The following is a 12,642-nucleotide window of genomic DNA, read 5'->3' on the forward strand; positions in this document are numbered from 1 at the left end:
GGGCGTCTCCATGGTCTCCGGCCGGCCGGTGATCGAGGAGATCCTGAAGGTGCTGCCGGCCACCATCGAGCTGACGGTGGTCTCTCTGATCCTGGGCGCCGTCCTCGGCATTCCCCTCGGCATCTGGTCGGCGATCCGCCGCAACAGCCTGCCGGATTACGTCACCCGCCTGGCCTCCCTGCTGGGGCTTTCCTTCCCGGCCTTCGTCTCGGCGATCCTGCTGCTGCTGGTCTTCGCCATCCAACTGCGCTGGTTTCCGGTGATCAGCTCCATCCAGGGGGAGACCTTCGGCGAGCGCCTGCGGGATCTGGCGCTGCCGGCCGTCAATCTCGGCATCATCATGGCCGCCTACATCACCCGGGTCGCCCGCTCGGCGATGCTGGAGGTGCTGAACCAGGACTACGTGCGCACCGCCCACGCCAAGGGCATCGACTTCGCCAGCGTCATCCTGCGCCACTGCCTGCGCAACACCATGATCCCGGTGGTCACCGTGGTCGGCCTCTATCTCGGAATCCTCATCGGCAATTCGGTGCTGACCGAGATCGTGTTCAACCGCCCGGGCCTCGGCAAGCTGATCGTCGGCGCGCTGAACCAGCGCGACTACACCATGCTGCAGGGCATGATGGTGATCTACACCCTGATCGTGGTGGCCGTGAACCTGATCACCGATCTCACCTACGGCCTCATCGACCCGAGGATCAAGTACCGATGAGCGCGGTCACTACTGGCCGGCGCGCCTCCTACCTGCGGCTCACCCTCGCGGCGGCGGGGCGCGGCCTGATCAAGGCCTTCAACACCAACAAGACCTCCTGGGTGGGTCTGGTGGTGTTTCTCATCGTCTGCCTGCTGGCCATCCTGGCACCCCTGATCGCACCCCACGATCCGCTGGAGCAGAACATCCTTTACCGCCTGAAGGCGCCCACGGCGGAGCACTGGATGGGCACCGACTACTACGGCCGGGACATCTTTTCTCGCCTGCTCTACGGCGCCCAAATTTCCCTGGTGATCGGCCTGCTGGCCATCGGCGTGGCGATGATCATCGGCTCCTTCATCGGCCTCTACGCCGGCTACCGCGGCGGGCGCACCGACATCATCCTGATGCAGACCATGGACGTGCTGCTGGCCTTCCCCTCGCTGATCCTGGGGCTCATCGTGGTGGCGATGCTGGGGCCCAGCGTCACCAACCTGGTGATCGCCATCGCGCTCACCGCCATACCGCCCTTCGCCCGCATCGCCCGAGCGCCGACCATCGCCGTCAAGGAGCGGGAGTTCGTCGAGGCCGGGCGGGCGCTGGGCTATTCCGACCTGCGGCTGATGCTGGGGCATATCCTGCCCAACATCCTACCGGAGATCCTGGTGATGGGTTCGCTCTGGCTGGCGACGGCGATCCGCGTCGAAGCCTCCCTCGCCTTCATCGGCCTCGGCGTAGCGCCGCCGACGGCGACCTGGGGTGGCATGATCCGCGAGGGCTTCGAGAACATCCTCGACAGCTTCTGGCTCGCCCTCTTCCCGTCCTTTGCCATCCTCGTGGTCGTCTTCGCCCTCAACCTCCTCGGCGACGGCCTGCGCGACGCCATCGATCCGAAACTGAGGGGCGAGCAATGAGCGGGTCGGAGCCGCCGGTCCTCAGCATTCGCAACCTCACCACCTCCTTCCGGGTGGAGGGCGCGTGGAAGGCGGTGGTGCGCGACGTCAATTTCGACATCAACGCGCGGGAGACCGTGGCGGTGGTCGGCGAGTCCGGTTCCGGCAAGAGCGTGACCGCACTCTCCATCATGCGCCTCATCCCCACCGCCAACGGCCGCATCGAGGGCCATATCGCGCTGGAGGGCCGGGCGCTCACGGAGCTTTCCGAGGAGGCCATGCGTGACGTCCGCGGCGGCGCCATCGGCATGATCTTTCAGGAGCCCATGACCTCCCTCAACCCGGTGCTGACCGTGGGCTTCCAGGTCTCCGAAGCGCTGCGGCGGCACCGCGACCTGCGGGCGGCCGAGGCGGACCGCGAGGCCCTGCGGCTCTTCGACCTGGTGCGCATTCCCGACGCCCGGCGCCGCTTCAGCGAGTACCCCCACACCTTCTCCGGCGGCATGCGCCAGCGGGTGATGATCGCCATGGCCCTGGCCTGCCGCCCCAAGCTGCTGATCGCCGACGAGCCGACCACGGCCCTCGATGTTACCATCCAGGCACAGATCCTGGAGCTGATCCGCGAGCTGCAGGGCGAGATCGGCATGTCGGTGATGTTCATCACCCACGACATGGGCGTGGTGGCGGAGATCGCAGACCGCGTGGTGGTGATGCTGGAGGGCGAGAAGGTGGAGGAGGACGCGGTCGCCCCGCTCTTCGCCGCGCCGCGCCATCCCTATACCCAGAAGCTGCTGTCGGCGGTGCCGAAACTGGGCTCGCTGGCCGGCAGCGCCCTGCCGCGGCGCTTTCCCGGCACCCAGGAGGAGGCCGTGGGCGACGAGCCGGACCGGCGCGGCGAGCCGATCCTGCAGGTCATGGACCTGACGACGCGCTTTCCGGTGCGCGGCGGCCTGCTGGGCCGCACCACCGGCAACATCCATGCCGTCGAAGGGGTGTCCTTCAGCCTGCGCGACGGCGAGACGCTTTCGCTGGTGGGGGAGAGCGGTTGCGGCAAGTCGACCACCGGCCGCTCGATCCTGCGCCTCATCGAACCCGAGGCCGGAAGCATCCGCTTCGAAGGGCAGGACGTGCGGGAGGCCGGCAAGGCCGAGCTGCGCGACATCCGCAAACGCCTGCAGATGATCTTCCAGGACCCCTATGGCTCCCTCAATCCGCGCAAGACCGTCGGCTCGGCGATCATGGAACCCATGCTGGTGCACGGCCTCTGCAGCCGCGAGGAGGCCGACGCGCGGGTCGAAAAGCTGCTGCTGCAGGTGGGCCTGGAGCCCGACCACGCGCTGCGCTTTCCCCACGAGTTCTCCGGCGGCCAGCGCCAGCGTCTCTGCATCGCCCGCGCCCTGGGCCTGGAACCGCGGGTCATCGTCGCCGACGAATCGGTCTCCGCCCTCGATGTCTCAATCAAGGCGCAGGTGATCAACCTGATGCTCGACCTGCAGGCCGATCTCGGCCTCGCCTATCTCTTCATCAGCCACGACATCGCCATCGTCGAGCGGGTCAGCCACCGCATCGCGGTAATGCTGCTGGGGGAGGTGGTGGAGATCGGTCCGCGGGCGGCGGTCCTCGACGACCCGCGCCATCCCTATACCCAGAAGCTGATCCGCGCGGTGCCGCGCCCGGACCCGGCCCTGCGCCGTGGCCGCGCCGGCCTGGATACCGAAGAGATCAAGAGCCCGGTGCGCCCCGTCGGCTACGAGGTGATGCAACGCCCCATGGTCGAGGTCGGCCCCGACCACTTCGTGCGCGCCTTCGAGTAAATCGCCTTCGATTTCTCGGCATGAGTCCGCGCTGCGGCGGTGCTCTTTCTTGTGAAAACTCAAAAAAATCGATATTTTTGGGGATGCTTTTATTCGGCGCCGACCAACCCCCGAAATCCGCGACCCACCGCGCCTACCTCGAACTGAGGCGCAAGATCATCACCGGCCAGATTGCGCCCAGCGAGCGGCTGAAGGTGGAGGATCTGAAGGCGCAGTTGAACACCGGCGCGGCGCCGGTCAGGGAAGCCCTCAGCCTGCTCACCTCCGACCAGCTTGTGGAACGGCTCGATCAACGCGGGTTTCGTGCCGCCCCGGCCGGGCGCGATCACTTCCAGGAGATCCTGAACCTGCGCTGCACGCTGGAGGATCTCGCCCTGCGGGACAGCCTGCGCCTGGCCGGGCAGGACTGGGAGGAGGCGCTGGTGATCGCCCATCACCATCTCAGCAAGGTGGACCGTTCCGACACCGACCTCTTCGAGGAGCGGCATCGGGTCTTCCATATGCAGCTTCTCGCGGGCTGCGGCTCGGCGATCCTGCTGAAGTTCTGCGCCCAGCTCTACGACCTGAACATCCGCTACCGCTATCTCGCCATCCGCTCCAAGACCTACGCGCGCCGCGACGTGGCGGCGGAGCACAAGGCGATCCTGGAGGCCGCGGTGGCCCGCGACGCCGACACCGCCTCGGCGCGTCTGATGGACCACTACCGCAAGACCGGCGCGTTCCTCTCGGAACAGCTTGCCTGAAGCCGCGGGCTGGAACCGATTCCACGTAAGTGGAAAACGTTCTACCGCAGGATGGCGAGGCTGAGGCTCGGGAAGTTGATCAGCAGCACCAGCACCACCAGCATCACCGCGGCGAAGGGAGAGGCGCCGATGAAGACGTCTTTCAGCGAGATCCGGTCGTCGTTCAGGGTCGCCTTGATGACGAAGCAGGAGATGCCCAGCGGCGGCGTCAGCAGCCCGATTTCCGCGCCGACCACGGTGATGATGCCGAACCAGACCAGGGACAGGCCCATGGGTTCGATGAGCGGCAGGAACAGTGGCACGACGATGAGAATGATGGAGGCGGTGTCGAGCAGCGTGCCTAGGAAGAGCATCAACAGCACGTAGACCAGCATCACATAGAAGAACTCGGCCTCGCCGGCGCTCAATAGCTCGCCCAGCTCGTTGGGCAGCCCGGCGAGACCCAGCATGCGGCTGTAGATCGAGGCGGCGGTGATCAGGAAGAGGATCGCCGCGGTGATGTGGCCGGTTTCCAGCAGCGCCTCCCAGAACACCTTCAGGGTCATGCGCCGCCGCAGCAGCGCGATGATCAGGCCGACCAGCGAGCCGGCGGCACCGGCCTCGACGGGGGTCAGCCAGCCGGCGTAGATGCCGCCCAGCACAATGAGGATTAGGGAGACGATGGGCAGGGTCTTGGCGGCGATCTCCGACCAGGCGAGCGCTTCGTAGCCGGCCGCCGGGCGGCCGCCGACGAAGCGCGGCACCACCCGGCCCATGACCCAGATCGCCGCGACATAGGCTACGGCGAGCATCAACCCGGGCACGGCGCCGGCCAGGAACATCTCACCCACTGACTGTTCGGCGACGAAGGAATAGATGATCAGCATGGCCGAGGGCGGAATGATCATGCCCAGCACCGAGGAGCCGGCGACCACGCCCACGGCGAAGCGGGGATTGTAGTCGTAGTGCAGCATCTGCGGCACCGAGACCCGGGAGAAGACCGAGGCCGAGGCGATGGAGGAGCCGGTCACCGCCGCGAAGACGGCGTTCGCCCCCACAGTCGCCATGCCGATCCCGCCCTTCACCCGGCGGAAGCCGGAGCTCATGACATCGTAGATGTCGGCGCCGAGCCCGGCTTTGGACACGATCAGCCCCATGAAGGTGAAGAGCGGGACGGTGGCGAAGGTGTACTCCATGACGCTGTCGCCGATGGCGATCTTCAGGAGGTTCATCGCCAGCTCGAAGGAGTCCCGCATCAGCCAGATCGAGACGAAGGAGACGACCCCCAGGGCGATGGGGATGTAAACCCCCAGATAGATGAAGACGACGATGGCGATGACGGAGACCAGGCCGAGTTCGAGCGGCGTCATGCTCAGTCCTCGTGTCCCGCTGCGCGGCTGCGGCTGGGCGCGGCCGGCGACAGCACCTTCAGGAAGAAGATCAAAGTGCACAGACAGGCGCTCAGGAAGATCGTCAGCTTGATGGGCCACCAGGGCGCGGTGAAGACGCCGGGCACGCCGAAGTAGTCCTGGGAGTCCCACATCTCGGTGAACTCCGGCCAGATGGCGACGGCGATCAGCAGCATGAACACGCCGGAAACCAGATCGATGGCCCGCCTGAGGAAGCGCGTGATCTCCGGCCTCCGGTTGCCGATGACCACCAGGAACCCGTCGGACCGGGTCAGGCGGTTGACCTGGACGACATCGGGCAACTGCAGGAAGACGATCAGCACCATGGAGAACTGGACGACCTCGACGGCGCCGTGGAAGGGGGCGTTGAACAGGCCCCGCGCCACCACGTCGAAGTTCACCACGGCGACAAGCAGCAACACTACCAGGGTGCCGACGACGTTCGCCAGCGCCGCGGCGCGCCGGGTCAAGGTGGAAACGCCCCTGACTGTCAGGTCAAGGGCGTTCTCCTCTGTGCCGCCATCCATGGTGGGATGCGAGGCGCGGTCTAGTTGGTGGCGAGGCCGGCCGTCCAGTCGCGGACGCCCTTGTATCCCGCCCCGTCCAGTTTCCCGAGATAGGCCTTCAGCATCTCTGAGCCCGGCTCGTTGCGCTTGTCGAGACCGGCGGCCCATTCCGAAGCGATATCCGGAATGGCCTGGGCCCAGGCCTCCCGCTCGGCGAGGCTGACCTCGACGATCTTGCCGCCCGCGGCCTCATAGGCCGCCCGGCTCGCCGCAGCGCGGTCCATGGCCAGCCCGGCGACGTGATCGCGGTAGGCGATGGCCACCTCCTTCAGAACGTCTTTCACTTCATCCGGCAGCTTCTTCCAGAAGTCCGCGTTCACCGTGACGGTCTTGGTGTTCACCGCCCCGATGTCGACGCGCAGCATGTAGGGCGCCACCTCCGCGATCTTGAAGGTCTTGGCGGCCTCCGGCCACAGCATCGCATGGTCGACCAGCCCGGTCTGCAGCATGTTGTAGAAGTCGGTCAGGCCGCCGCGCACCCCGGCCGCATCCTTGATGCCTTCGAGGTAGCGCAGGTTCATGCCGGCGCCCGCGACCTTGGCTCCTTCGAGATCGCTGACCGAAGAAACCTCCGTCCGGCTGAACACCTGATAGGTGTCCAGCACGACGCCGGTGGCCAGATAGACCTGGTTCTGCTTCTCGAACTCCCTCTGCATCGTCGGAAACTCGCGGGCGATCTCGTCGACCGCCTTGGCGACGGCCCGGGCGTCGGCGGCGACGAAGGGCGTCACGGCGGAGATGGCCTGGCTGGGCAGTTTCGAGGAATGAAAGATCGTGGTGACGATGCCGATGTCGCCCAGGCCCAGCTTGATGCCCTCCAGGACGCCTTTCGGTTTGACGATGGCGCCGCCGTAGCTCTCCTGCCAGTCCATTTTGTAGGCGCCGGTCTGGGCGAGCCGCTTGTCGACCTCCGGAATGAAGAAGTCGGAGAACTCCTTCACCCAGAGGGCCCGCGCCGGATAGCCGTCGATGACGACGGCCTTGATGGTCTCCGTCGCCGTCGCCGGCAGGGCGGTCAGGCCGGCGAGAACGGCGCCGAGCACCAATCGTTTGCTCCACTCGAACATGGGCTTTCTCCCTTGCTTGCCGTAGTGCTGACCCGAGGTTCCGGTCAGGCTTTTATCCAGTTCACCTCTCGCACGCCGCCCGCTGCAGAGAGTTCCGGGAGTGGACGGCTTTGACCAAACATCGCTTTCAGGGCGGCCGGGATTTGCGTGCTGACCGCGCCCATGGTTTCCCTCATTGAAAGGAACAGACCGCGTCGAAGGCAAAGCGCGGCAGCTTCTGAAACAGCGCGCGCTCGTCGGCGTAGCCCAGGTTGCAGAGGAAATTCGACTTCAGGTCGGATTCGGCGAAGAATTCTCGGTCGACTTCCGCGTTGGAGAAACCGGACATGGCGCCGACGTCCAGGCCCACGGCCCGCGCGGCGATCATGAAGTAGGCGCCCTGCAGGGTCGAATTCCGGAAGGCGGTCTCTTCGCTGTGCTCCGGCTTGCCTTCGAAGAACGGCCGCCGGTCCTCATGAGGGAAAAGGAAGGGCAGCTCGGTCCAGAAGTTCGGATCGTAGGCGATGATCGCCGTCACCGGCGCCGCCATCATCTTCTCGACGTTCTTGGGCTTCAGGGCCTTGGCCAGCCGTGCCTTGCCCTCGGTACTGGTGACGAAGACGAAGCGTGCCGGGCAGCAGTTCATGCTGGTCGGCCCCGCTGCCGTGATCTCGTAGATCCTGTGCAGCAGGTCCAGGGGAACCGGTCGGTCGGACCAGGCGTAGTGGGAGCGCGCGTCGCGCAGGATCAGATCGATGGAGTCGTCGTCCAGGGCCGCCTTGCGTTGGCGCAGCGCCCGCACGGCGTTCTGCGCTTCGGCGCGGGCCGTCGCCAGTGCGGCGTCTGGAAGGGCGGTCATTCGGCGGCCTCGATCTCGGACAGCTCGGCCTCGTCGACGACCGGGCTGGCGCAGACGCAGATGCCTTCGATCTCCACCTCCACGGTCTCGCCGGGGCGCAGCCAGCGCGGCGGCTTTCTGGCGTGGCCCACGCCCGGCGGCGTTCCCATGGCGATCATGTCGCCGGGCTCCAGGCTCGCGAATTCGGAAATCGTGGCGATCGTCCGCGCCACGGACCACAGCATGTCGGAGGTGTTGGCGCTCTGCAGGATCTCCTCGCCGACACGGGATTCGATCTTTAGCCCGGCAGCTCCCTCCGGCAGTTCGTCCGGCGTCACGACGACGGGGCCGACGGGGCCGGTGGAATCGAAGTTCTTGCCCGGAGTCCACTGATGGGTCTTGCGCTGATAGTCGCGCACCGAGCCGTCGTTGAAGACCGTGTAGCCGAAGACGTGGGACAGCGCGTCGGCCTCGGCGATGTGGCGCCCGCCGCGGCCGATGATCACCATCAGCTCGACCTCGTAGTCCAGTTGCTCGGAACAGGCGGGCCGCACCATGGGGGCGCCCGCCGGCATCATGGAGTTCAGGCCGCGCAGGAACAGCGCCGGGTATTCCGGCACCTCGTAGCCGCCCTCCTTGATGTGGTCGACATAGTTCAGGCCGAGGCAGATGATCTTGCCGGGCCGGGCCACCGGCAGCGCCGGCGTGATCGTGGAAAGGGGGACGCCTTCGTCTTTGCCCGTCTCTGCCGCGGCCCGCGCGCAGAGCGCCGGATCGGCGATGAGCCCCATCAGGTCGCTGCCGACCTCCGGCGACCAGCGCGTCAGATCGACCGCCGTCGATCCCTCCAACAGAAAGACCGACACGCCGGAGCCGCCGTCGCCCACGATGAATTTCATCTTTCCGACCTCATGATTTGATGACCTGACTTTGCCGACTATTGAGGGTAGAGTCAAATAATATCGATTTTTTAGGAAATCCATCCATAAAGGAGGATAAAATGGTGGCCTGGTCCGAGTACAAGAGCGCTGCCAAGGCGCGGGGGGCTCTGGCGCTGGAACTCTATGTCGCGGAATCGACCCCGGCGGAGGGGGGCGAGGCGGTGCGCGCGGCGCTGCCCGACCACCTGGCCTATCAGCGCAGTCTGGAAGAATCGGGGGGCCTGGTTTTCGCCGGGCCGCTGTCCGATTCCTCGGGGGAGGCCATGGAAGGCGTCGGGCTGATCGTCTATCGCGCGGCCTCTTTAGAGGACGCGCGACGGCTCGCCGAGGCCGACCCCATGCACAGATCCGGCGCACGGCATTTCACTCTCAGGCGGTGGCTGATCAACGAAGGCTCCCTGACCCTGCAGGTCGGCCTCTCGACCAAGGCGGTGGCCTTGTCCTAGAGCCCGAGATCTCGCACTTGGCCCGAGATGAGTGGCCTGGTTTCGACGATTTATCGATCAACGCCCATTCCCCATCGTCACCCTCGGGCTTGTCCCGAGGGTCCATGGAGAGAGCGAGTCTCGAACCTCGATGGATTGCCGGAACAAGCCCGGCAATGACGATCGGGGGCGTCCGGAGGGCGGGAATCCTTGAATTGATAAGGCCCGATTTGAGGTCAGGCTCATTGGACGACCCAGTGAGCGCCGCACCGTGTGCGGCCTGATCACATCGGCGAGCCGGGGCCTGCGATCAGGCGGCGGATCTCCGGTCTGATCGCCAGGTTCTGGCGCTCGCGGAGGCGGGCGCGGAAATCGCGCGGGGTCTGACCGAACTCCGCCTTGAACACCCGCGAGAACACCGCCGGATAGGAAAAGCCGCAGGCGATGGCCACGTCCTTGATGGAGAACTCCTCATAGAACAGGAAGTTGCGGGCGGCCTGCAGGCGGATGTGCAGGTAAAGGCGCATGGGCGACTCGCCGAAGGTGCGCTTACAGACCCGCGAGAGCGTGCGCTGCGAGACCCCGAGTTCCTGGGCAAGCCCTTCAAGATCGAGGGGGAAATCCAGATTGCGCTCCATGACGGAAACGATGCGCCGCGCCAGGGAGCGCTCCTCCGAGCCCGGCAGGGCGTCGCTGCGCTGGCGCGTCGACGGCTCCCGGCGGGAATGCACCAGGGCATTGGCGACCTCATTGGCCAGGGCCTGGCCGTCGAAGCGTTCGATCAGGTCCAGCATCATGTCGAGGGTGGCGACACCGCCGGCGCAGTGCGCGCGGTTGTCGGCGATCAGATAGATCTGCTCCTTCAGGGCTGCCTGGGGAAAGCGCTCCTTGAAGGTGGGCACGGCCTCCCAATGCAGCACCAGTTCGGCGCGCTCGTCGGCGCCGGCCACCCCGGCCTGGGCCAGGGCGAAGGCGGCGGTGTCGACGCCGCCGACCATGGCACCGAAGCGCGCCGCCGCGCGCAGGTGCCCCAGCAGCGCGGGGGAGTTGCGCTGCGTCGGCAGGTTGCCCTCGAACAGCAGATAGACCTCCGCCGGGGGCATGGCGTCGATGGCGCAGTCGGCGCTGAACCACATGCCGTTGCTGGCCCGCACCGGCGTTCCGTCCTCGGAGACGAAGGCCCAGCGGAAGAGCTCCCGACCGGAGTTCTGATTGGCGATCCTCAGCGCGTCGCTGGCGAGGATCAGCGCATTCAGCGGAAACTCGGGCTGCAGGATCAGATTGAACTGCGGGCAGGTCAGCGCCCGGGCGTCGGCGGCAACCGCCATGGGTCTCGACTCCCTGATTCTGGCAGGAAAAATAAAGAATATGGCTTGGAAGATCAATTCACGCGGCGGCTCTGGCGCAAGACTAGGGCTGCGTGATGGGGGCCGTCGGGCCCGCCTGCACGCCGTGATCCGAAAATTCCAGACCGCGCAAGCGGTTGCGCCACGCTGGGCAGTCAGCGCGGCGGCGGGAGCATTGTGCCCGAAGTCAGCGAGGTGGATCGGTGGACCGAGAGAAACTCAAGGCGGACCTGGCCGGGTGCTATGTCACCATCCCCACGCCGTTCCGCGATGCGCCGGACTATCCGGTCGACGAGGCGGCCCTGCGCGCCCATCTGCGCTTTCTCATGGATGCCGGCCTCAACGCCGACAACGCGACCTTCCTGGCGGCCGGGGCTGCCGGCGACTTCTCCACCATGACCTTCGACGAGCGGGTGCGTGTGGCGGCGGTGGTGGCCGACGAGGTCGGCGGGCGCCTGCCGGTGGCCATGGGGGCCCAGACCACCAGCACTCTGGAGCTGGTCCGCCTCGCGCGGGCGGCGCGCGAACTCGGCGTGCAGTTCATCCAGGTCTCCTGCCCCTACTACTTCACCCATACCGAGGGCGACTTCGAGGCCTTCGTGCGCGCCGCCGCCGAGGCCGAGCCCGAGGTCGGGATCATCGTCTACAACACTTTCTGGACCAGCCAGAACCTCTCCTTCGGGATGATCGAGCGGCTGGCCGAGGTGCCCAACATCGTCGGCCTGAAATGGGCGACGCCGCGCAGCGACGCGATGGAGTTCGAGGACGTCACTTCCCACTTCTCCGAGCGCTTCACCATCATCGACAACAACCTCTTCTTCGCCTTCAGCTCCATGCCGGCCCTGGGCGCCCGCGCCTTCGAGGTTCACAACTGCAACTTCTGGCCGGAGTGGGGGATCAAGCTGGTCGCGGAGGTGCGCGCCGGCAACCACAGGGAAATCGCCCGCATGCTGGTGGAGGAGGCCATGCCCTTCTACAAGCTCTGGGTCGCCATCGAACAGGACTTCACCAGCGGCGACGGCTATCTCGACAAGCTCTGCATGGAACTCGTCGGCTTGCCGTCCAGCCGCTGCCGCCCGCCGACGCGCGACATCCGCCAGCGTTACCGCGCCGAGGCCCTGGCCATGCTGCGCGCCATCGGCACGCCGCGCATCGTCGAAGACAGCCTCGATGCGGGGGTCGGATCGTGACCTCCGCCCGCCCGTCCATCCACGTGAACTGCCCCGAGGCATACCAAAAGACGCGCCTCGCCCGGCCCGGGGGCCGGGCCGGCGACGTTTCGGGGCGAACATCCGGCGCCGGTCCCGGGGCCGCGCCACAGCAGGAAGGGAGAACGCCCATGACCATCTTCAAACAACTTATAGCCGGGGCCTCGGCTGTGGCCCTGGCCGGCCTGTCGTCCGCCGCCTTCGCCGACGATGACATCCGGCTGCGTCTCAACTGGATGTACTACGGTTCCCACGCCGGCTTCGCCCTCGGCAAGGACAAGGGCATCTACAAGGACGCCGGCATCAACCTCGACATCCGCTCGGGCAACGGCTCCAGCTCGGCGCACCGCCTGGTGGCCAATGGCGACAGCGATTTCGCCTACGGCTCCTGCGGCGCCATGGTGACCCTGGCCTCCCAGGGCGCGCCCCTGGTCTCGGTCGCGGTGATCGACGCCATGGGCTCGGAAGCCGTGATCGTGCGGCCCGATTCCGGGGTGAAGGACATCATGGACCTGAAGGGCAAGAAGCTGCTGACCACGGCGAACGCCGGTGTGAACACCTTCTTTCCCATCGTGCTGAAGAACGCCGGTCTCACGGAGGCCGACATCAACCTCACCAACGTGCCCGACGGCGCCCTGGTTTCCAGCTACCTGCAGGGCGCGGGCGATGCCGTCGGTATCCTCGGCGGGATCGACGACAAGCCTTCGGAGATCAAGGCCAACGGTGGCGACGAGCCGGTGATC

Annotated in this window: 13 protein-coding genes; 7 read left to right on the forward strand and 6 right to left on the reverse strand. The window is 66.4% G+C overall.

What is annotated here, in order from left to right; translation table 11 throughout:
- From Q0996_RS13860 to Q0996_RS13875, 4 genes are all read left to right on the forward strand, one after another.
- The coding region (locus tag Q0996_RS13860) for an ABC transporter permease (RefSeq protein ID WP_299620626.1) at positions 1-712 on the forward strand (712 nt) is incomplete at its 5' end.
- Positions 709-1,605 (forward strand): ABC transporter permease, encoded by an 897-nt coding sequence (locus Q0996_RS13865; protein ID WP_299620628.1) that lies wholly within the window; start codon positions 709-711, stop codon positions 1,603-1,605. The genes Q0996_RS13860 and Q0996_RS13865, both read left to right, overlap by 4 nt.
- On the forward strand, positions 1,602-3,398 hold the full coding sequence (locus Q0996_RS13870; RefSeq protein ID WP_299620631.1) for an ABC transporter ATP-binding protein: 1,797 nt from the start codon (positions 1,602-1,604) through the stop codon (positions 3,396-3,398). The genes Q0996_RS13865 and Q0996_RS13870 overlap by 4 nt, the downstream gene beginning before the upstream one ends.
- An 83-nt stretch (positions 3,399-3,481) precedes the next feature.
- Positions 3,482-4,141: a GntR family transcriptional regulator gene (locus Q0996_RS13875; protein ID WP_299620634.1), complete on the forward strand. Its 660-nt coding sequence runs from the start codon at positions 3,482-3,484 to the stop codon at positions 4,139-4,141.
- Between the two features lie 41 nt (positions 4,142-4,182).
- On the opposite strand, the gene Q0996_RS13880 is transcribed toward Q0996_RS13875, so the two are convergent.
- The 5 genes from Q0996_RS13880 to Q0996_RS13900 all read right to left on the reverse strand — a co-directional run bounded on the left by Q0996_RS13880 (position 4,183) and on the right by Q0996_RS13900 (position 8,878).
- The gene (locus tag Q0996_RS13880) at positions 4,183-5,490 is read right to left on the reverse strand and encodes a TRAP transporter large permease (RefSeq protein WP_299620637.1); all 1,308 of its coding nucleotides are present in this window, start codon (positions 5,488-5,490) and stop codon (positions 4,183-4,185) included.
- A 2-nt stretch (positions 5,491-5,492) separates the two neighbouring features.
- Positions 5,493-6,056 carry a TRAP transporter small permease subunit gene (locus Q0996_RS13885; protein WP_299620640.1) on the reverse strand — a complete coding sequence of 188 codons (564 nt, stop codon included), beginning with the start codon at positions 6,054-6,056 and terminating at the stop codon, positions 5,493-5,495.
- Positions 6,057-6,076: 20 nt separating this feature from the next.
- A complete protein-coding gene (locus Q0996_RS13890) occupies positions 6,077-7,162 on the reverse strand; it encodes a C4-dicarboxylate TRAP transporter substrate-binding protein (RefSeq protein ID WP_299620643.1) in 1,086 nt (361 codons plus the stop codon).
- 172 nt (positions 7,163-7,334) lie between these two features.
- Entirely contained in the window at positions 7,335-8,000 is a 666-nt protein-coding gene (locus Q0996_RS13895; RefSeq protein WP_299620646.1) for a malonic semialdehyde reductase, read from the reverse strand.
- Positions 7,997-8,878 (reverse strand): fumarylacetoacetate hydrolase family protein, encoded by an 882-nt coding sequence (locus tag Q0996_RS13900; RefSeq protein ID WP_299620649.1) that lies wholly within the window; start codon positions 8,876-8,878, stop codon positions 7,997-7,999. The genes Q0996_RS13895 and Q0996_RS13900 overlap by 4 nt, the downstream gene beginning before the upstream one ends.
- 101 nt (positions 8,879-8,979) lie before the next feature.
- Between Q0996_RS13900 and Q0996_RS13905 the strand changes: the two genes are divergently transcribed.
- Complete coding sequence (locus tag Q0996_RS13905; protein WP_299620652.1) at positions 8,980-9,366, forward strand: YciI family protein; 387 nt, start codon at positions 8,980-8,982, stop codon at positions 9,364-9,366.
- A gap of 263 nt (positions 9,367-9,629) precedes the next feature.
- On the opposite strand, the gene Q0996_RS13910 is transcribed toward Q0996_RS13905, so the two are convergent.
- On the reverse strand, positions 9,630-10,673 hold the full coding sequence (locus Q0996_RS13910) for a GlxA family transcriptional regulator (protein ID WP_299620655.1): 1,044 nt from the start codon (positions 10,671-10,673) through the stop codon (positions 9,630-9,632).
- 221 nt (positions 10,674-10,894) lie between these two features.
- On the opposite strand from Q0996_RS13910, the gene Q0996_RS13915 reads away from it, so the two are divergent.
- Positions 10,895-11,881: a dihydrodipicolinate synthase family protein gene (locus Q0996_RS13915; protein ID WP_299620658.1), complete on the forward strand. Its 987-nt coding sequence runs from the start codon at positions 10,895-10,897 to the stop codon at positions 11,879-11,881.
- Between the two features lie 149 nt (positions 11,882-12,030).
- A partial coding sequence (locus Q0996_RS13920; protein WP_299620661.1) for an ABC transporter substrate-binding protein occupies positions 12,031-12,642 on the forward strand: 612 nt, incomplete at its 3' end.

This window comes from Pelagibius sp., assembly GCF_028289705.1.
Lineage (GTDB): Bacteria > Pseudomonadota > Alphaproteobacteria > Kiloniellales > Kiloniellaceae > Pelagibius.

Excerpts from the sequence above, each read along its gene's own strand:
- Q0996_RS13865 (WP_299620628.1), top strand. The coding sequence starts at position 709 with ATGAGCGCGGTCACTACTGGCCGGCGCGCCTCCTACCTGCGGCTCACC.
- Q0996_RS13870 (WP_299620631.1), top strand. The coding sequence starts at position 1,602 with ATGAGCGGGTCGGAGCCGCCGGTCCTCAGCATTCGCAACCTCACCACC.
- Q0996_RS13875 (WP_299620634.1), top strand. The coding sequence starts at position 3,482 with ATGCTTTTATTCGGCGCCGACCAACCCCCGAAATCCGCGACCCACCGC.
- Q0996_RS13880 (WP_299620637.1), bottom strand. The coding sequence starts at position 5,490 with ATGACGCCGCTCGAACTCGGCCTGGTCTCCGTCATCGCCATCGTCGTC.
- Q0996_RS13885 (WP_299620640.1), bottom strand. The coding sequence starts at position 6,056 with ATGGATGGCGGCACAGAGGAGAACGCCCTTGACCTGACAGTCAGGGGC.
- Q0996_RS13890 (WP_299620643.1), bottom strand. The coding sequence starts at position 7,162 with ATGTTCGAGTGGAGCAAACGATTGGTGCTCGGCGCCGTTCTCGCCGGC.
- Q0996_RS13895 (WP_299620646.1), bottom strand. The coding sequence starts at position 8,000 with ATGACCGCCCTTCCAGACGCCGCACTGGCGACGGCCCGCGCCGAAGCG.
- Q0996_RS13900 (WP_299620649.1), bottom strand. The coding sequence starts at position 8,878 with ATGAAATTCATCGTGGGCGACGGCGGCTCCGGCGTGTCGGTCTTTCTG.
- Q0996_RS13905 (WP_299620652.1), top strand. The coding sequence starts at position 8,980 with ATGGTGGCCTGGTCCGAGTACAAGAGCGCTGCCAAGGCGCGGGGGGCT.
- Q0996_RS13910 (WP_299620655.1), bottom strand. The coding sequence starts at position 10,673 with ATGGCGGTTGCCGCCGACGCCCGGGCGCTGACCTGCCCGCAGTTCAAT.